Origin of the sequence: Pedobacter sp. L105 (assembly GCF_009765875.1) — a bacterium.
GTDB lineage: Bacteria > Bacteroidota > Bacteroidia > Sphingobacteriales > Sphingobacteriaceae > Pedobacter.
Window position 1 is genome coordinate 311950 of the sequence record NZ_LMUP01000004.1, and the last position, 21755, is coordinate 333704.

Below are 21755 nucleotides of genomic sequence, written 5' to 3' on the forward strand. Positions count from 1 at the left end.
TTTTGATTAATGAGTAAGATTCCGGTACATCTATTAAAAGAAAGAACCAATCTTGGTTTTCACTTAAAGCGATTAAATCAGGGCGAAATCATTAAGGACTATGCTGAAATACTTAAGGCACACCGGGATGACCATTATAATTTTTTTATACAGGAAAATGGTTCGGACCTAATGATGGTCGATTTTAATGAAGTTAGATTAACAGGGAATCAATTATACTATATTCTTCCGTTACAGGTTCATCACCGTATCTTAAAAGATGTTGTCAACGGTTGGTTCATTGCAGTAGATACTGCGCTGATTACGGCTGAATGCAGAAATGTATTTGAAAGCAGCTTGTTACTCCAGCAGCCATATACCTTAAGCGAGATGCAAAGCAAGCAGTGTAACGATCTGATGATACTGATCCAGGAAAAATATTTGCAAATCGATGAGGATGTTTTTCAAATTTCATCTATTCACGCTCTTTTACAATCGTTTTTGGCAACCGCAGCAGGCTGTTATGTTGGCTATTCTGGCGTGAATATAAAAGCTTCGAGGCTGACACAATTGACAAGTCAGTTCAAAGCTTTGCTGGTCAAAAACCTGTGCCTGAAAAAAAGTCCGTCAGACTACGCGGCAATGCTCAATGTCTCTGAGGCCTACCTGAGTGAGGCGCTTAAAAAGACAACCGGTTTCCCGGTAAGTTATTGGATACACCAGGAAGTTATGATGGAAGCCAAGCGATTATTGTATTACAGCCAACAAACGGTAAAGGAAATTGCTCACCATTTAGGCTATTCCGATCACTCTTACTTTTCACGTTCATTTCGCAAAATAACGGGATTATCTGCCGTTGCCTTTCGGGATCAATACCGAAAATAGTCCTATCATTACACCGATCCGGCTATTTCTTTAGTCCTTGAAAGCCAGTTTCTTTGTAATCATCAAATTGACTTACATGAAAACGTCTATTTTAAAACAGATCAGCAAAACGGCAGAAAGAATCATCAAACCGCAGTTGCTTAAAAGCGGAATAGTGCTCGACATACGCCGCTGGGAAGATGGTGCAACCATAGAGATCGATCTGCATCTGCCAGAAACTGATATGACAGAATGGGGTGAGGTACCCTATATAAAATTAGCCCCGGGTGATCTCTTTTTTCGCGATTACATACCATTTGGTTGGGACGCGGAAACTGCTACCTGTTCATTATTTATCGAAATTACTCAGGAAGGCACAGACAGTAATTGGGCCAAACACATGAAAGCAGGCGATCATCTGAATTACCTAATGACAGACGGAACGCATACGTCACCGCATCCGGCAAACTTAATTGTCGGACTTGGAGATGCCACCAGTTTGGCTCACCTGCTCGCATTGCAGCAACTGACCCTGCCTGATAGCCGTTTTGATGGTGCGGCATTGATCAGTTGCCTAAGCACAAGTAAATTGTTTAAAGAGTATTTCACAACACCTTTAACGATAGTGCCGGACCAAAATGAAATGGTCAACTGGTTAATGAATCGGGGCTATTGCGTTTCGCATACTTCGTTTTATCTTACAGGAAACCACCAGTTCAAAGTTGAAATGCGAAAACTATTAAAAAGCTTAGGTTATAGCCAGGTCAATTTATAGGGCTTTTGGTTATGAAATAGACGCTCCTTATTTGCTGAAGCTGCAATTCTGTTCTCAATCAAATAAATTCTTTAAGCATCTTAAATGCCTGTTGTATCCCGCTGGTACTAATTACAATCAAAAATAGGAAAGAAATTAAAACTGTTAAAGTTGACCTGCCGGACTCACATTGACAAAATCGGGAAACTAACTTAAGCCTACTGGCTGTAATGAACGAGATTTAAAAACAAAAAGACTTCTTTATATCAAGTAAACTGTATTTTTATGAAAGAGTGGAATGATTTTTATGTTGCTGTAACAGGTGCGGCAGCTGCCCTCACCGGCCTTATCTTTGTAGGCATTTCCATCAATCTGAAAGACATATTGGAAACACCAATATTAACGGTCAAGGCGTCAGTATCGCTTATTCTATTGCTATCGATACTGATCTTTTCAATTTTGCTCCTGGTGCCCCAAACCTCTTTTAAACTTACTGGTATTGAATTTACAGTTTTAGGGATGATAGTTTGGGGATTAGTCACCAAAGCTGATCTCCGGATCTACACAAAAACGATAAAGGACTATAAAAAGCATCATTTGCTTAACTTATTTATTGACCAGCTTGCTGTATTACCTTATGTCGGCGCTGGAATATTAATGTTGCTCGGGCTTGAAAAAGGTGTATACCTGATTGTTCCCTCAATCATGATTTCCTTCATTAAATCCGTATTTGACGCCTGGGTTTTACTTATTGAGATAAAAAGATAAAACAAACTATCATCAGTAATCTACCGGAAAAACCTAACGAATAAGCAACACTTTCTTTATTTTTTTATGCTGTTTTTCTTTTAAAGCGCAAGGGCAGTCTTTGCCTGCAGCTGTTGGCACATTTACTGGCAGGCAAACATAAGTATCGGTAGGTCGGCTTGTATCAAAAAATACATACGTTATATCAGAAGATATATTTTCCCAATAGCTGTATCGGATAAATTTGAAATATCAAAAAAGACTACACCGAAACGGCATCTAATTTTAAACAATGACATGAGATGACCAAAGTAACTTTACTAAAATGTAAGGTACTCCAATTTTACATACTCATATACGATGAATTATAAGAAAGATGGTTTTGATGGACAGCGGGCTATTGTAATTCCCAAATTGATTATCCATAAATTTTGTCTTTTTAATACCATTATAAATAAAGCATATATCACCGATATAGGCTATTATCCAAATGCCAAGTTCCATTACCGTAAAAGACCATTGGGAACAGATCAGAATATTTTGATTTATTGTGTAGAAGGAAAAGGAAAAGTAACTATCGATAAGACAAATTACACTGTGGTTCCAGGCGATTTTTTTGTAATACCCTGTAACGTTTCCCATTATTATAAAAGTGACGAAAAAGATCCCTGGACAATTTACTGGTGTCATTTTAAAGGGGAGCAGGCGGATGCCATTGTACAATATATTGTCACAAAAGAATCTTCGTTTAAAAATAAGATTGAATTTTTAGAAGAAAGAATTGCGTTTTTTGATCAGTTATATGCCAATCTTGAAAAAGGATATAGCTTAGATAACCTGACCTATGTCAATATTTTATTTCTTCAGTTTTTGGCTACTTTTCTTTTCAATGATAAATTTTCAATAAATCTGGTAGAGAAGACGGATAATTTTTTAGAAAACTCCATCGTGTATATGCAAGAAAATATAAACCGAAACCTTACGCTTTCAGATCTTGCAACCAATGTTAATTATTCTGCAAGCCATTACTCTGCCAGATTTAGACATCGGACCGGATTTTCCCCGATAGAGTACTTTAACCAATTAAAAATTCAAAAGGCCTGTCAGTATTTGCAGTTTACAGATTTTCGGGTAAAGGAGATTGCATCAAAAATCGGCATTAGCGATCCTTATTATTTTACGAGGCTTTTTGGGAAAACGATGGGTTTTTCGCCTAAAGAATACCGAGAGTCGCGAAAAGCTGTCAAATAGTATATCATCTCAAAAAATAATTTTGATCTGAGATTATCAATTTTACTTTGCTGTCAATCCGAATGCTGCATATTGAGTTTCTTTGAATATTTAAAAAGTTTGATTTCAGATGGTTGATTCATCATGATATTGTCCATTGATTTCATTATTCTATCCATTTTAGTCCATAGTGTTTTTACGAAAATTACATTATCGTTTAAAGTTTGAAATAATGAAAAATAAAGCGTGGTAGACCAAGAAGATATGAAAATAAGTTAATAAATTTTTTGTAATGATTAAATCAGTATTCAAATCAACATTTTTTATTTACCTGGTTAACTTTGGATTAGTTTTACTTCCTCTGTATGGAAAATGTTCAGCAGGTAACTTCTTGAAGAAAAATTTGCGCACTATAACCATATCAGAAAGTAAGGATACAGTATCCAATATTGATTCATCTTATTTAAAGGAGCTGATCAAAGAACTGGAAAAGAAATGGCCGAACAACCATACTATAAATATAGTTTTTCACGGTCATAGTGTACCCAGCGGATACTTTAAAACGCCTGAGGTAAATACATTTGATTCGTATCCATTACTAATATTAAAGAAGATCGCGGCGAGCTATCCAACCGCAGTTGTCAATGTTATCAAAACATCTATCGGCGGGGAGAACGCTGTACAAGGCGCAAAGCGATTTAAAAGGGACGTACTATCCCATAAGCCCAATCTGATATTTATTGACTACGCTTTAAATGACCGGCCAATCGGGTTAAAAAAGGCAAAAAAAGCCTGGGAATTTATGATCCGGATGGCTCTGAAAAGAAATATTAAGGTAGTTTTAATGACCCCAACTCCTGATATTTCGGAAGATATTTTAGATGAAAATGCACCTTTAGCACAACACACCAGGCAAATTCTTGAGTTGGGACGCGAATTTGGGGTGCCTGTGGTAAACCCCTATAAAAAATTTAAAGAAATTAAACAGCAAGGTAAAAGTCTTACTTCTTTTATGGCGCAAAGTAATCATATCAATAAAGAAGGGCACATGATCGTAGCAGCTTTGATTGGTGAACTATTCGGAATACCGACAACCAATTAATATGCGGGGCTTAAGATAATCCAGCCTTTCAATTGTCCCGCCCATTTTCATACCCTCCCTTTATTAGCGTAGTTCAGGAACGAAGCCGTAAATAATATTGTCCAGTTTTAGCCTTAAATAATCCATTGTCAGCCCTTTCAGTATTCTCTATTTTTATAAAACAGAACCTAAAAAATCGCAGATGAGATTTTGCGTTTAATTTCTATAGCAATATGCCCGCAAATATTACTAACCAGCTCCCAAAATTCAACCATTCGTATATACTCAGGATATCATTTATTTCAGCGCTCGGAGGCTATCTTTTCGGTTTTGATTTCGCAGTGATCTCAGGAGCACTGCCATTTTTAAAGGCGCAATTTCATTTGTCATCCTGGTGGGAGGGGTTTTTAACCGGTTCATTGGCGCTAGGATGTATAGTTGGGTGTGTAATAGCTGGCAAACTTGCTGATAAATACGGGCGTAAACCTGGTTTAATAATGGCTGCTTCCATTTTTGCCATTTCATCGATAGGCTTGGCATTTTCTAATTACCTGACTGAGTTTGTTATCATGCGCTTTGCTGCGGGGATCGGGGTGGGTATGGCCTCTATGCTTAGCCCCCTTTACATAGCCGAAACTTCGCCGGCAAGCGTAAGGGGCAGAAACGTTGCTATCAACCAATTAACAATCGTTCTAGGAATATTGATAACCAATTTGGTTAACTATATGCTGGCCGATAAAGGCCCCGATGTCTGGCGGTGGATGTTCGGTTTAGGGGTAATACCATCTACGCTTTTTTTACTTGGGGTTTTGTTTTTACCCGAAAGTCCCCGATGGTTAATAAATAACGGAAAAATAGAGGCGGCATCTAAAATTCTAATAAAAATCGGGTCGCAGAATTTTGTCGATGCTACATTAAGCGACTTCGCTAAAACGAAAAATTTATCAGGCAGTTCTACTAGTCATTCTGTTTTTGCCAAAGCGGTGCGACCGGCGGTATTGGTAGGGATCACGCTGGCTGTTTTTCAGCAGTTCTGCGGCATTAACGTAATTTTCAATTACACCTCAACCATTTTTGAATCGGTAGGCGCCAACCTGGACAGGCAGTTGTTTGAAACGGTTGTTATCGGTATAGTAAATACCGTTTTTACATTACTAGCGATGTGGCAGGTTGACAGGTTAGGCCGGCGGCCGCTCTTAATGATCGGGTCGTTGAGTTTATCCGTCATTTACGTTGTATTGGCTTTTTTACTTAAAGAACATGCGGCAACTGGCTTAATCTCCATTTTCGTGTTGCTCGCAATTGGCATGTATGCCATTTCGCTTGCACCGGTTACCTGGGTTGTGATTTCAGAGATATTTCCTAATTCTATTCGGGGAAAAGCTTCTTCACTAGCTATAGTAAGCCTTTGGATAGCTTATTTTATTTTGGTTTTCACATTCCCAACCTTAGCAGAAAAATTGGGAACCTACAATGTATTCTACCTGTACGCAGGTATTTGTTTCCTCGGATTTTTATTTATCAAGATAAAAGTTCAAGAAACCAAAGGCCAAACTTTAGAACAATTAGAGCAAAACTTTATAGGACATTAATAAGAACAAGCAAATTATGAATGTAGATATTTGGCAAGAGCAAATATTGATACCTACGTATAAAACGGGGGTTGCTGATAAAAATCCGATGTTTTTTGAAAACCGGGTTTATCAGGGTAGCAGCGGTGTAGTGTATCCCAATCCAATTATTGAAACAATATCCGACGAAAAAATAGATCAGGAATATAAAGCACTGTTTTTAGAAAATAAATATCTAAAAATTATGATTTTGCCCGAATTGGGCGGAAGAGTGCACATGGCCTATGATAAAATAGCAGCGCGCCACTTTATTTATTATAACCAGGTAATTAAACCTGCATTGGTTGGTTTATGCGGGCCCTGGATATCTGGCGGTATTGAGTTTAACTGGCCGCAACACCACAGGCCCAGTACTTTTGATCCTATTGATTATGTAGTTGAAGAAAATGAGGACGGCAGTAAAACAGTGTGGGTTAGCGAGGTTGAAAAAATGTTTCATACGAAAGGTATGGCAGGCTTTACGCTTTACCCGGACAAAGCCTACCTTGAAATTAAAGCACAACTTTTTAACAGGACAAGTCTTCCGCAAACATTTTTATGGTGGGCTAACCCTGCACTTAGCGTAAACGATTATTATCAGTCTATATTTCCGCCTGATGTGAATGCGGTGTTTGACCATGGGAGGAGAGATGTTTCTGATTTTCCCATCGCAACCGGAACTTACTATAAAGTTGATTATTCGCCCGGTACCGATATATCACGTTATAAAAACATCCCGGTCCCCACTTCTTATATGGCCGTTAATTCGGTTTATGACTTTGTTGGTGGTTATGATCATGAAAAAAAAGCCGGGATGCTTCACATTGCAGATCACCATATAAGCCCCGGTAAAAAACAATGGACCTGGGGGAATGGCGATTTTGGAATAGCCTGGGACAGGAACCTGACAGATGAAGATGGCCCTTACATTGAATTGATGACGGGTGTTTACACCGATAATCAACCGGATTTTTCCTGGATAATGCCATTTGAGGAAAAAACATTTACCCAATATTTTTTGCCTTACCGTAACGTAGGCATGCTAAAAAATGCGACTAAAGATATTCTGATAGGCTTGGACGTAACCAACTCAAACATACAGATTGACGTCTTCGCGACCTCGGTTAAAAACAACCTTGAGGTGATATTGGTGCATGAGGGCATAGAGCTACTCAGGGAAACATTAAGTATTTCGCCTGAAAAGGGATATCGCAAAATCATAGATAACACTGGCATCACCAGTACCGGCTTATTATTAACCGTTACTGAATCGGATGGCAGGGAAATCGTCCGTTATCAGCAAGAACTGAACAGTCAGGACGAAATTCCATCTCCGGCTAAACCGGCTTTACTACCAGATGAAATAGATAGTATAGAGGAACTTTTCCTCACAGGAACTCACCTTGAACAATATCGCCATGCAACGTACAGCCCTGTTCCTTACTATGAGGAAGCGTTGAGAAGAGCCCCCGGAGATACAAGAAATAATAACGCGCTTGGCAGATTTCATCTTAGAAGAGGCCAGTTCCAAAAAAGCGAAAAGTATTTTCATACCGCTATCGAAACAGCTACACGCCTAAATCCAAATCCGTATGATACGGAGCCATTTTATAACCTCGGCGTAGCATTAATGTATCAGCAGAAAACGGCCGCGGCTTATGATGCATTTTTTAAAGCAACCTGGTCAGGTGCGTGGCAGGATAGTGCTTATTTTTATATTGCACAGATTGACATCATTAATAAAAACTATGAACCCGCGCTTGAACATATCAATTGGTCGCTGGATAAAAACGCACGAAATGGTAAAGGCTACTTATTAAAAGTACACACACTTCGTAAATTGAATAGGTTGGCGGAAGCCATAGATATGGCCCTGTATGCCCTAAAGAGGGATCATTTTAATATCAGTGTTCTGTTTGAATTACACTATTGCTACTACGAAACAAATGAAGATGTTAAAGCAAAAGAAATTATCGACAGGTTATTGCTAGTCAGCCGAAGGAATCAGCATAATCTGATCGAATATGCCATTGAATTTGCAGCCTTAGGATTATTTGAAGAAGCGATAGCGCTCCTTAAACATAGGGGTGATGGCAATGGTTCAGACCCGATGGTCAATTATTATTTAGCCTATTATTGGTTTAAAAATGGGGATGCAGATATAAGCTTTTCTTTTCTTGAGCATGCCGCCGGTGCAGATCCCGGAACGTGTTTTCCAAATAGGTTGGAAGATATAAGTATATTGCAATTTGCACAAAAACAAAATTTAAAAGATGCAAAGGCTGGCTATTATTTAGGGAATCTTTGGTATGACAAAAGGCAATATGGCGAGGCGATATCTGCCTGGGAAAAATCGTATGAGTTGGATGGTTCCTTTCCTACCGTATTAAGAAATCTGGCGATTGCGGCTTTTAATAAGGAAAAAGATTTTGAGAAAGCATTGTCCTTATTTAAAAAAGCTTTTGAACTTGATCCAACTGACGGAAGGATTTTAATGGAATTAGATCAACTATATAAACGCTTGAATTACGCTCAGGAGTACCGCCTTTCGCATCTCGAAAAGTATCCGGAGGTTGTTCTAAGGCGAGATGACCTTTATTTAGAGGTAATCGCTTTGCACAATTTTTTAGGCGATTATGAAAAGGCTTTTAATTTACTCAATAGCCGAAGCTTTCACCCATGGGAAGGCGGTGAAGGAAAAGTAACTGGTCAATATGTCTTTTCCCTGATAGAAATGGCTAAGGTCGACATTCTTAACAACCGGTATGATGAAGCCATATTAAAATTACAAATGGCCCAAAGTTACCCGGCAAACCTGGGTGAAGGAAAACTTTACGGCGCACAGGAAAATGATATTTTTTATTGGCTGGGTTGCGCGTACCAGGGGTTAAATAATAAGGAAGAATCAACGCTATATTGGCAAATGGCTACCCATGGCCTGTCGGAACCGAGTGCGGCAATGTTTTATAATGATCAGCAACCGGATAAGATACTCTATCAAGGGCTATCCTGGGAAAAGTTAGGACAGCTCGATAAGGCGGATAAGATCTTTAATAAGTTGGTCGATTATTCAAACCTTCATCAAGATGAAGAAATTAGGCTGGATTACTTTGCCGTTTCACTTCCCGACCTGCTCATATTTGATGACGATTTAAAAAAACGGAATAATTTACATTTCCGGTTTATCGGGGCGCTTGGCTATTTAGGACTTAAGAATTTTGAGATGGCTGCTACAGTTTTAGCTTCAATTTTGAAAGAGAACTCTTCACATATTGGAGCTAAAATTTATTTGGTCCTCATTCATAAATTCAAACAAGTTTTAGAGGTCGGTTAATCAATAAGAATTCATTTGATCAAACATAGTGTATACAATGACTATACGGATATTTACAGCACACGTTGTGTTCTTGTTTTCTTTTTTGTTATTTACTAAAAGTTATTCTCAAAACAAAAAAACATCAGCACCCTACCAAATTAATTTGGCTGGTCAATGGGATTTAGCCCTGGATACCGGCATGCATGGCATCAAAGACAATCATCCTGTTGTTGCTTATAATGATCACGTTTTCCTGCCCGGGACACTTGATGAAAACAAAAAAGGCTTTGTTAACCACAACACAACGAATACAGACCGGTTATCGTCAGCCTACCTTTTTGAGGGATGGGCATGGTATCAAAGGCAAGTTATCATACCTCCGTCGTGGAAAGGCAGAAGCACCTTGCTTTATCTGGAAAGGACGAAACCATCTAAAGTGTGGATTGACGGTGTATTTGTGGGCGCTTCAGATAACTTAATGACCAGCCAACAATATCAATTGCCGATGTTGCTTACACCAGGAAAGCATAACATAAATATTTTGATAGATAACAGCAACCGGGCTGTTCCTGGCGCGATCCAATCTTCTCATGCATGGACTGATAACACACAGACCAATTGGAATGGTATAATCGGTAAAGTTTTTCTTCAGTCGCTGAATAAAATACAAGTTAAGGATTTGCAAACCTATCCAAACATAAAACAAAAAAAAGTAGGGGTGCAAATCAGCTTCTATAATTCAACATCAGGTTTAATAAATAGTGAACTGAAATTAAGTGTTGCTTCTACCACTGCAGGTGCAGGCAGATTCCCCGGCAAAGTATTTAAAATAGCCTTGAAACCAGGTGCTAACCAACTTCATTTTGATTATTATTTAGGCAATAAAATGCAGTTATGGAGTGAGTTTACACCAAACGTTTATAGCTTAAAGGCTGAATTACTGAAAGTGGCCTCGCCAGAAGAAAGGACAACTCGCTTCGGTATGCGGAGTTTTCAGACAAAAGGTACCCAATTTTCAATTAATAATCTCACTACGTTCTTACGGGGCAACATAGACAATTGTATTTTTCCTTTAACCGGCTATCCACCGATGGAACTTGCCGGGTGGCTCAGGGAATTTCGCATTGCAAAATCCTATGGGATCAATCATTTCCGGTTTCATAGCTGGACGCCTCCCGAAGCAGCATTTGAGGCGGCCGACCTGGAAGGAATCTATATGCAGGTTGAATTGCCCTTTTGGGGAAATGTCGATAAAAAGAACACTGTTTTAAATACTTTTTTATTGAAAGAAGGCAACCACATTTTGAAGGAATTTGGCAACCACCCCAGTTTTGTCATGCTTTCTTCAGGTAACGAGCTGACCGGTGATACCGAATTGATGAAAGTTTGGTTGAACAATTTTAAATCGAAAGATAACCGTCATTTATATGCTTTCGGCTCGAATATCTATATAGGTGAAAAAGGCTACATTCCCGGAGAGGATTTTACGGTAACGATGCAGGTAGGGAAAAACCCTGATACTGCATTTACGACACCGGTGCGGGGATCTTTTTCTTACGCCGACATGAGGAAAGGAGGGGCAGTCAATGCGTTGTATCCTTCGCTTCATGAAAACTACGAAACGGCCATCTCTAAATCTCCTATTCCTGTTATTGGGCACGAAATTGGCCAGTATCAGGTATATCCCAATTTTGACGAAATCAGCAAATATACCGGGGTATTAAAACCAACCAATCTTGAAATATTTCATAAACGGTTAAATATGACTGGGATGGGTCAATTGGATAAAGAGTTTTCACGTGCATCCGGGTCTTTAAGTGTAATTTGTTATAAAGCAGACATTGAAATGTCCTTAAGAACCAAGGGCTTCGGTGGCTTCCAGATGTTAGATCTTCAGGATTATCCCGGTCAGGGTACCGCTTTGATAGGAATACTGGACGCTTTTATGGATTCAAAGGGATTGATAACCCCGGAAGATTTCAGAAAATTCAACAATGCCGTGGTGCCTTTACTGGTTACAAGAAAATACTGCTGGAAAAATGACGAGCATTTAACAGCGATGATCAAAGTTTCCAATTATGGCGCCGCTTTACTAAAAAATCAAGCGGTTGAATGGAAGCTTACTGATGGCCGGGAGCAAATTATTTCGCAGGGAAAAACACATAAAGATATTAATCAGGGAGAACTTGCCAGTATTAATGCTTTGGATATTAACCTTTCTATTTTACATACTGCTCAAAAACTTACTTTGAGAATTGCGTTACCGGGAACGAATTATGAAAATACCTATAGTCTGTGGGTCTATCCTGCAAAAGTAGATGTTTCTGTTCCGAATGGCGTTTTGGTAAGAAGTTCTTTAGATTCAACCAGTATAAAAGCTATTGAAAATGGTGCAAACGTAGTGCTCTTTCCTCAAAAGAGGGACATTATCGATCGTTCTGTCGGCGGCTTATTTACTCCGGACTTTTGGAATTACGAGATGTTCAACGGAGGGGCTAATCGGGATAAGGAAAAGTTATCTCCCGGTACAATGGGCATTCTAACTAATCCCAACCATGCTTTATTTAAGTACTTCCCTACTGATTTTCACACGGATTGGCAATGGTGGAGCATTATTAATTCGAGTAATCCGCTCATACTGGATAAAACCGATAAAAATTATCGTCCAATTGTACAGGTAATAGATAATATCAACCGCAACCACAAGTTGGGGTTGATATTTGAATTTGCTTTGGGTAAAGGTAAGTTGTTGATTTGTATGAGCGACCTTAGAATAATAGACAAACCAGAGGCCAAGCAGCTATATTCCAGTCTGCTGGCTTATGTATCATCCGATCAGTTTCATCCGGGGCAAAAAATAACAGCTGATGATTTGGTTGCATTGTTTTAACTATTAATAATAATATAGTCCATCTTTAACAGAACAATGTCTATTTTTTATAATAAATTCTTTTCCATATTTGATATTAATAGAATCAACTATAAATCATCTGATGTTAGATATTTTTTCAACATGAAAAAAATAATTTTCTTCTTTGTGGCAATCGGCGCCACAATGTTAAATCTTAAAGCACAAACAATCATCTCTTTAAAAGCAAATGACAAGGGAAGGGTTTTTGAGGGGATTGGGGCTGTGAGCGCCGGAGCCTCCACACGGAATATGGTCGATTACCCTGAAAAACAACGTTCTGAAATTCTTGATTATTTATTTAAGCCAAAGTTTGGGGCAAGTCTTCAGCATCTTAAGGTAGAGATAGGTGGTGGCGAAAATTCTACCTGCGGCAGTGAGCCATCTCATGCAATCTCGCGTGAAGAATTGGCAAGCCCGAAACCCCGGGGTTATGAGTTTTGGCTGATGTCTGAGGCCCGTAAACGTAACCCGAACATCATCCTGAACGGTCTTCCCTGGGCTTTTCCTAATTGGGTCGGAGATCGTTTTTCCCAGGCATCTGCTGACTGGTTTGTTTCTTTTTTGGAGGTTGCCCGGAAAAACTATCATATGGAGATAGACTGGCTTTCTGCCTCTCAAAACGAAATGGGAACCGATTTAAACTGGGTGGCTAAAACCTTGCGCCCAACATTAGATGCCCATGGCTTTTCAAAGGTAAAGCTGATTGGCCCGGATGACAATGGTGACTGGCAAATATTCGATGAACTGGAAAAAAAACCTGAATATAAGGATGTATTCAGTGCAATTGGCTATCACTATGTAGATGCACGTGAACCTTGGAACATTGATCAGAAAGCCAACCATCATACAACAGAAAAAGCCAAACAGTCAGAGAAACTTTTGTGGGCCAGCGAGGAATGGAGTAATTCCGGAAGAGAATGGGGAGGAAAGGGCGCGCTTTACCTGGCAAGGTTAATGAACAAATTATATACCCGTGACCTTATCACAAAATACGAGATCTGGTGCCCCATTGATGGGATTTATGATGAAATTATTGAGCCAAGTACCGGCGCGATGCAGGCTGATCAGCCCTGGAGTGGTCACTACGAGGTTTGGCCTGCTATTTGGGCGCTGGCCCACACCACTCAGTTCGCTGAACCGGGATGGGTATATATGGACGGTGCCTGCGGACAGATTGACACTGCCACCTGGCGTGGTAGCCATGTAGCATTGCGTAATCCGAAAACAGGGGATTGGTCGGTCATTATAGTCACAGGAGATAAGAAAAAAGTGAAACTCAATATTGGTGAAGGGTTAAAGAAGGGGCCGGTTTATTTATGGAAATCGACTGCAAAAGAGCAGTTTATCAAACAAAAGCCTTTGCGCTTAAATAAGAACTCGGTAGAAGTTGAATTGGAAGGAGATGCAATTTATACCTTAACAAGTACTACCGGGCAAACAAAAGGCTCTTATGGTACGCCTCCGGAAATTAAACCATTCCCATTTCCATATACCGAAAATTTTGAATCCTATTCGCCTGGGGTCACGCCCCGTTATTTTTCTGACCAAAAAGGCACATTTGAAACTTGTCCATCACCAAAAGGCGGTATCTGCCTGACGCAGATTGTACCAAAACAGGGAATTATGTGGTTTGCTTTTATGAATTGGGCACTAAAGCCATTCTCTGTGTTTGGTGATATTAATTGGCAGGATTACGCTATTGAAGGTGATGTATTGATTAACGGCGGCGATGTTGAAATAGGAGGGCGCTATGGTGGCAGGCTTTATGAAAAAGGGATGCTCGGTTATCGTTGGATCTTAACAAGTGACGGCCGATGGCAACTCAACTGGCAACACACCACGATAACTTCCGGGCAAATCGATCAGTTTGATCCTAACGCCTGGCACCATCTTCGCCTGGAAATGAAAGGCAACCAAATTACCGGCTTAATAGACAGTAAAAAATTGACCACAGTTTCAGATACTTCACATGTTAAAGGTATGGCATTTATAGCCAGCACTTATGATCATAATTTGTTCGACAACATTCGGGTAGAGCCGGTTGATCATTAATCCTTGGCAGACATTGAGATATAAAATTAAGTTGACTATACTTAAAAAGCGCATAACTATAATACTTATGAATAAAGCCCAGATTTTCATTTTATCTTTTTTTTTCTTTTCCATTAATTGCTTTAATAGTTCATTTGCCCAACAAGCTATATTGCCAACGCGATGGACAAAAGCGGCCCAGGACGCTGCTGTTCCGTTTCCGGAGTACCCAAGGCCACAGTTGCAGCGCAGCGATTGGCTGAGCCTCAACGGCAAGTGGGATTACCTGGGAGGAAAAGATGCAGCTGATGCATCAGATCCGGCTAAACCTGTTTTTTTTGGTGATAAAACAGAAAAAATAAGGGTTCCCTATTGTCCCGAATCTTTACTTTCCGGCATCCAGCGTAAACAAGAGATCAATATGTGGTATCGGCGTAGTTTTGAGATACCTTCCGATTGGAAAAATAAACAGGTAATCATCCATTTTGATGCTGTAGCCCACCATGCTGCCTTATTTGTAAACGGACATAAAGTAGGCGCACATGCCGGGAATTATGATGCTTTCAGTTTTAATATTACCCCATTTTTAACAACCGGCAAAAACACATTGGTAGTTGCCGCAAAGGATTTGAATGATGGCAGGGTACCGTCGGGAAAAAGTGGCCCGCGGGGCGATTATGCCTTCTGCTCCGGAATATGGCAATCCGTATGGTTAGAGCCGGTAAATAAAACTCACATTGATAACATCCGTTTGCTCCCCGACCTAACCAACAGCCGTTTAAAAGTGCTGGTAAAAACCGAAGGCGGAGGAAAGGTTGCTGCAGTAGCACTTGATGGGAGTAAAGTAGTTTCGCAAGCAGAATCAGTAACCGACACTTACTTTTACCTGCCCATTAAAGATCCAAAACTTTGGTCGCCCGATAAGCCTTTTTTATATGATCTGAAGATCAGCTTAACAAATGCCCAGGGAGAGATAACTGACGAAGTTAAAAGCTATTTCGGGATGCGTGATATTAAGTTAGGCAAAGTTAATGGTGTTACCAGACCTCTGATCAATGGAAAGTTCATCATGCAGCTTGGTCTGCTTGACCAGGGGTATTGGCCGGATGGCGTTTTAACTGCCCCCACTGAAGAGGCACTTAAATTTGATATTGAATTTACGAAAAATGCGGGATTCAACCTCATTAGGAAACACATGAAAACTGAACCGCAACGTTTCTACTATTGGGCCGATAAGCTTGGCCTTTTAGTATGGCAGGATATGCCCGCAATTTGGTACCAAAATGAAGATACTTTAAAAACGAGAAAGGAGTTTAGAAAAGAATTGAAAGCAGTTATAGATGAACATTATAACTCGCCATCCATCATTACCTGGGTGCCTTTTAATGAAAACTGGGGCGCTTTTGATGTTAAAAACATAACCAATTGGGTTAAGCAGTATGACCCCTCAAGACTGGTTAACGGCAATTCGGGTTTTAATAATAATCCGCCCTATCAGGAAGCTTATGGCGACCCTAAGAATGGCGATTATGTGGATACCCATATTTATATCGGCCCTTACGGCGCTTCGGAACCCGAAGAACACCGGGCAGCATCATTGGGTGAGTTTGGAGGTGTGGGTTTATTTGTGCGGGGGCACATGTGGCCGGTGGCTAACAATGCTTATGCTTATGAACCGACCAAAGCAAGATTAACTGAGAAATATGTATTTCTGCTGGACGAAGTTGAACAGCTGATGAAATATAAAGGACTGAGCGTGGCTGTTTATACTCAAACAACCGATGTGGAGCATGAAATAAACGGTGTTTTAACATATGACCGGGCTGTTGAAAAAATGGAGATAGAGCAGGTAAAAGCAGTAAATGAAGCTGTTATCAAAGAAAGCTACAAGATGTCTCAATAAGAAAGCGTTTCTGATATAAGGCAGACAGATTTTACAGCTATTGATACAAATGGTGATGCAGGTTTTGCGGATTATGTAGTTAATTCAGGTGTAACCGTTAAATTTTAGATATCAAAATGGCTGTATTAAAGTCCATCTTTAACGGAAGAATGTCTATTTTTTTACATTGATTTGTTAGCCAAGTTTGAGGTAAATAAAATCGATTAACAATCTTTTTATCTTATTTTTTTATATGAAACGATCATGAGCTACGCTCACAAACGAGACTGAATAAGCCAGTTTAGGATAACTTCAACATCAAAAACGGTGTAGCTTTCCTGACTGTTTGTTGAAAACAAATTATACCACGTAAAAAACAATTTATACGAATGAAAAAAATAGTTTTCTGCTTTGCGCTGATGTTCGCTGCTACGTTGGATCTTAAGGCACAAACAACCATTTCATTAAAGGCAACTGATGAGGGAAGGGTTTTTGAGGGGATTGGGGCTGTGAGTGCGGGCGCATCTACCCGCAATACAGTCGATTATCCCGAAAAGCAACGTTCCGAAATTCTTGATTATTTATTTAAGCCGAAATTTGGCGCAGGTTTTCAGCACCTTAAAGTTGAAATAGGCGGTGGCGAGAATTCCACAGCCGGAAGTGAGCCTTCTCATGCTATCACACGCGAAGAATTGACCAACCCCAAACCCAGGGGTTATGAGTTTTGGCTGATGTCGGAAGCTCGTAAACGCAACCCGAACATCATATTGAATGGCCTTCCCTGGGCGTATCCCAATTGGGTTGGAGATCGTTTTTCTCAAGCTTCTGCAGACTGGTTTGTTTCCTTTTTGGAGGTTGCCCGAAAAGACTATCATATGGAGGTAGACTGGGTGTCTGCGTCTCAAAACGAAATGGGAACCGATTTAAATTGGGTGGCCAAAACCTTGCGGCCCACATTAGATGCCCACGGCTTTTCAAAGGTAAAGCTGATTGGCCCTGATGATAACGGTGATTGGCAAATATTTGATGAGCTTGAAAAAAATCCTGATTACAAGAATGTGTTTAGCGCAATTGGCTATCACTATGTAGACGGACATGGGCCCTGGAACATCGATCAAAAACGTAAAGACAGTCATAATACAACAGAAAAGGCAAAACAGTCGGGCAAGCCTTTGTGGGCGACCGAGGAATGGAGTAATTCCGGGAAAGAATGGGGAGGACCGGGGGGCCTATACCTTGCGAGGTTAATGAACAAATTATATGCCCTTGACCGTATCACCAAATACGAAATTTGGGCCCCTATTGATGGAATGTACGACGCAATGGCCGAGTATAGTACGGGCGCCATGCAAGCCGATCAGCCATGGAGCGGCCACTATACGGTTTGGCCCTCAATATGGGCCGTGGCCCATACCACTCAATTTGCTGAACCAGGATGGGTATATATGGACAGCGCCTGCGGACAACTTGACACTGCTACCTGGCGTGGCAGCCATGTGGCTTTGCAGAACCCAAAAACCGGCGATTGGTCGGTTATTATAGTAACTGGGGACAAGAAGAAAGTAAGACTCAATATCGGTGAAGGGCTAAAGAAAGGGCCGGTTTATTTATGGAAGTCAACTGCAAAAGAGCAATTTATTCAACAAAAGCCATTGCGTTTAACTAAAAGCTCGGTGGAAGTTGAACTGGAAGGGGACGCGATTTATACATTAACCAGCACTACAGGGCAAAGAAAAGGCTCGCATGGCACTCCGCCGGAGGCTAAGCCGTTTCCATTCCCCTATAAAGAGAATTTTGAATCGTACTCAGCGGGAGAAACACCAAGGTATATTTCTGATCAGAAAGGTACTTTTGAAACTTGTCAATCACCAAAAGGTGGCATCTGCTTAGCCCAGATCGTTCCTAAACAGGGAATTATGTGGTTTGGCCAATACAATTGGGCGTTGAAACCATTTTCAATATTTGGTGATATAAACTGGAAAGATTATGCCATTGAAGGAGATGTATTGATTGATGGCGGTGATGTTGAAATAGGCGGACGTTATGGTGGCATGCAATATACCAAAGGAATGCTTGGCTATCGCTGGATTTTAACAAGCGATGGCAGGTGGCAACTTAACTGGCAACACACCACCCTAACATCCGGGCAAATTGAGCTGTTTGACCCTGGTGCCTGGCACCATCTTCGCCTGGAAATGAAAGGAAACCAAATTGTTGGTCTTATAGATGGTAAAAAATTGACCACCGTTTCAGACACTTCACATTCAATAGGAATGGCATTTATTGCAAGTACATACAACCGTAATTTGTTCGACAATATTAAGGTGGATCCTATCACTAGTCATTAAATCACTGCAATGTTATTAACTTTTTCTCCAAAGGCCCATGTGTGCAAATCATTTTGCCTGTTTATTATTGCCTTGTTATTTACATTGAATGGCTTTGGCCAAAATGCGAGGACAGTTGTTGATTTTGACAAAGACTGGCGTTTTCATCTGGGAGATATTCCACGCGCACAGCAGCCCGGATTTACCGATGCTAATTGGCGTGTGCTTAATTTACCACATGATTGGAGCATAGAAGGCACATTCAGCAAGAATAATCCGGCAACTGCCGAAAGTGGTGCCTTGCCAGCGGGCTTAGGCTGGTACCGTAAAACCTTTACTGTGCCGGTATCGGCAAAAAGTAAATTGATCTATATTGATTTTGATGGTGTTTATCAAAATAGCACCGTATGGATCAATGGGCATCAACTCGGTTTCAGGCCCAACGGCTTTATCTCCTTCCAATACGATTTAACCCCTTACCTCAATTTCGGTGGTAAAAATACCATAGCTGTAAAGGTTGATAATTCTTTTCAGCGTAGTTGTCGCTGGTATTCCGGGTCAGGTATTTACCGCAATGTTTGGCTGGTTACCACTAATAAAATAGCTGTAGATCATTGGGGGACTTACATCACTACTCCCGAAGTCAACGGGCAATTGGCAAAAGTTAATTTAAAAATCCGTTTGAAAAATAGTGGCAGCGCATCAGCCGTCACTTTAAAAACATTTATTTATGATGTCGCCGGAAAAGCAGTTGCCAATAGCTTGCTTATTGTAGCAAAAGACAAACTAAAAGATTCTATTATTGATGCCGGTCAATCTATGACTGTAAAAACCCCTGTTCTTTGGTCGGTTGATCATCCTTATTTGTATAAAGCGGTAACACAGGTGATTGCCAATAATCTGGTAGTTGACAGTTATACTACCCCACTTGGGATTCGCTATTTCAACTTCGATGCGGATAAAGGATTCTCCCTAAATGGCAAGCATTTAAAAATATTAGGCGTATGCAATCACCATGACCTGGGCAGTTTAGGCTCGGCGGTCAACTACCGTGCATTGGAACGCCAACTACAATTGTTAAAAGCTATGGGTTGCAACGCCATACGCACCTCGCATAACCCGCCGGCACCTGAACTGTTGGAACTTACCGATAAAATGGGTTTTATAGTGATGGATGAGGCGTTTGATTGCTGGGAAGTGGCAAAAAACCGATATGACTACCATCTTTATTTTAAAGAATGGCATAAACGCGACATGCATGACCATGTTTTGCGTGATCGTAACCATCCAAGCGTGATGATCTGGAGCATTGGCAATGAAATACCGGAAGAATGCGATAGCAGCGCCCTGCGTATAGCACCCGAGCTAGCAGCGATCATACATAATCTGGATGAAACAAGACCTATAACCTCTGCAAATGATAAGCCGGATACTTCTAATAAAATCATTAAATCAGGTGCTGTCGACCTGATCGGTTATAATTACCATGCTATCGACTATGCGACATTTCATGACCGTTATCCCGGCAAAAAATTTATTGCATCCGAAACAACTTCGGGATTAGCCACACGCGGGTATTATGAAACGCCGTCAGACAGTATAAGGGTTTGGCCGCAGGAAAATATGCCCTGGAAGTTCAATGCAGATAATACCGTATCTGCTTATGACAATGTTCGCCCGTTTTGGGGCACAACACAAGAAGGAACCTGGAACATAATAAAGAAATATGATTTCCTTTCGGGAATGTTCATTTGGACAGGGTTTGATTACCTGGGCGAGCCAACACCTTATTCATGGCCTTCACGCAGCTCATATTTTGGTATTATCGACTTGGCTGGTTTCCCTAAGGATGTGTATTACATGTATCAAAGCGAGTGGACCAGCAAACCGGTATTACACATTTTTCCGCATTGGAGCTGGAGGCCGGGCCAAACAGCTGATATCAAGTGTTACTATAACAATGCGGATGAAGTGGAATTGTATGTTAATGGAAAGTCCGTAGGCATAAAAAAGAAAACCGGTGATGACCTGCATGTAATGTGGCGTTTAAAATTTGAGCCGGGTACGTTAAAGGCTGTCTCCCGCAAAAACGGGAAAATAGTATTAACCCGCGAAATACATACTGCAGGCAAACCTGCAAAAATTGAACTGCTTGCAGACAGGGGTATCATTAATGCCGATGGCAAAGATCTATCGTTTATTACTGTGAAAATTTTAGATAAGTATGGCAACCTTGTACCTGACGCAAATAACCTGGTAAACTTCAAAATTAGCGGAAACGCAGCCATAGCTAGTGTTGATAACGGTGACCCGGTTAGCCATGACCCTTTTAAAGCTAATTATCGTAAGGCGTTTAACGGTTTGGCATTGGCTATTATACAATCTAAAGAAAAACCCGGCAATGTTATTTTTACCGCTACCGCTGATGGATTGAAAAAGGCCATGATAATTATAAAAGAGATGTAATATTTAGCTTACTCACGTGTAATTACTGTGCGAAATAAATTCCGGTAATAACTACCAATTGCACCTCGATGGCGATTACTTACATCATCTGTTTTATTTCCATCCACCGCCCAGGCTCTGATAGAGGGTTACTATAGATGTTAATTGCTGTAATTTATCACCAATGCCGCTCAACTGAGCGGAGAGATAGCCTTGTTCGGAAGTGAGCACGTCAGTATAAGTAACATATCCGCCTCTTAGAAGCAGCCTGTTATAATCAACAGCCCTTTTCCATGCATCCAGTTGCTGGTTACGGGTAATAATTTTATTCTTTGCAGATTGATAGTTGTAGAGTGCGTTTGAAACCTCTTGACCGGCACCTAAAACTGTTTGCTGAAAGGTGAGCACATATTGTTCATATTGAGCTTTAGCTACCCGCAACCGTTGCTTGTTAAGCCCATTGTTAAAAATAGGCTGTGTTAAACCGCCAACTACATTTGCAAATATGTTCGGTCGAGCCATTTTACAATAGGTCTGATGTTGAGCGGGCAGGCATTCTAAGAAAGCACCGGCCAGGT

Annotated in this window: 13 protein-coding genes; 12 read left to right on the forward strand and 1 reads right to left on the reverse strand. The window is 40.6% G+C overall.

Going from position 1 to position 21755, the window contains the following annotated elements; genetic code table 11:
* The first annotated feature begins 9 nt into the window (after window positions 1–9).
* The 12 genes from GSQ84_RS06490 to galB all read left to right on the forward strand — a co-directional run bounded on the left by GSQ84_RS06490 (window position 10) and on the right by galB (window position 21198).
* Window positions 10–864: an AraC family transcriptional regulator gene (locus tag GSQ84_RS06490; RefSeq protein ID WP_158796446.1), complete on the forward strand. Its 855-nt coding sequence runs from the start codon at window positions 10–12 to the stop codon at window positions 862–864.
* A 76-nt stretch (window positions 865–940) separates the two neighbouring features.
* A complete protein-coding gene (locus GSQ84_RS06495) occupies window positions 941–1618 on the forward strand; it encodes a hypothetical protein (protein ID WP_158796447.1) in 678 nt (225 codons plus the stop codon).
* A 264-nt stretch (window positions 1619–1882) separates the two neighbouring features.
* Window positions 1883–2365: a hypothetical protein gene (locus GSQ84_RS06500; RefSeq protein WP_158796448.1), complete on the forward strand. Its 483-nt coding sequence runs from the start codon at window positions 1883–1885 to the stop codon at window positions 2363–2365.
* Between the two features lie 339 nt (window positions 2366–2704).
* Window positions 2705–3595 (forward strand): AraC family transcriptional regulator, encoded by an 891-nt coding sequence (locus GSQ84_RS06505; RefSeq protein WP_158796449.1) that lies wholly within the window; start codon window positions 2705–2707, stop codon window positions 3593–3595.
* 271 nt (window positions 3596–3866) lie between these two features.
* A complete protein-coding gene (locus tag GSQ84_RS06510) occupies window positions 3867–4676 on the forward strand; it encodes a GDSL-type esterase/lipase family protein (protein ID WP_158796450.1) in 810 nt (269 codons plus the stop codon).
* 212 nt (window positions 4677–4888) lie between these two features.
* Window positions 4889–6247 (forward strand): sugar porter family MFS transporter, encoded by a 1359-nt coding sequence (locus tag GSQ84_RS06515; protein WP_158796451.1) that lies wholly within the window; start codon window positions 4889–4891, stop codon window positions 6245–6247.
* A gap of 16 nt (window positions 6248–6263) precedes the next feature.
* Complete coding sequence (locus tag GSQ84_RS06520; RefSeq protein WP_158796452.1) at window positions 6264–9599, forward strand: DUF5107 domain-containing protein; 3336 nt, start codon at window positions 6264–6266, stop codon at window positions 9597–9599.
* A 145-nt stretch (window positions 9600–9744) separates the two neighbouring features.
* On the forward strand, window positions 9745–12471 hold the full coding sequence (locus tag GSQ84_RS06525) for a sugar-binding domain-containing protein (protein ID WP_158796453.1): 2727 nt from the start codon (window positions 9745–9747) through the stop codon (window positions 12469–12471).
* 123 nt (window positions 12472–12594) lie between these two features.
* Window positions 12595–14544: a hypothetical protein gene (locus tag GSQ84_RS06530; protein ID WP_158796454.1), complete on the forward strand. Its 1950-nt coding sequence runs from the start codon at window positions 12595–12597 to the stop codon at window positions 14542–14544.
* A gap of 67 nt (window positions 14545–14611) precedes the next feature.
* Window positions 14612–16426: a glycoside hydrolase family 2 protein gene (locus GSQ84_RS06535; protein WP_158796455.1), complete on the forward strand. Its 1815-nt coding sequence runs from the start codon at window positions 14612–14614 to the stop codon at window positions 16424–16426.
* 368 nt (window positions 16427–16794) lie between these two features.
* Complete coding sequence (locus tag GSQ84_RS06540) at window positions 16795–18753, forward strand: hypothetical protein (RefSeq protein ID WP_158796456.1); 1959 nt, start codon at window positions 16795–16797, stop codon at window positions 18751–18753.
* Window positions 18754–18762: 9 nt separating this feature from the next.
* Entirely contained in the window at window positions 18763–21198 is a 2436-nt protein-coding gene (gene galB, locus GSQ84_RS06545) for a beta-galactosidase GalB (RefSeq protein ID WP_158796457.1), read from the forward strand.
* 93 nt (window positions 21199–21291) lie between these two features.
* Here galB and GSQ84_RS06550 read toward each other — a convergent pair whose 3' ends face one another.
* Window positions 21292–21699: a TolC family protein gene (locus tag GSQ84_RS06550; protein ID WP_158796458.1), complete on the reverse strand. Its 408-nt coding sequence runs from the start codon at window positions 21697–21699 to the stop codon at window positions 21292–21294.
* Window positions 21700–21755: the final 56 nt, after the last annotated feature.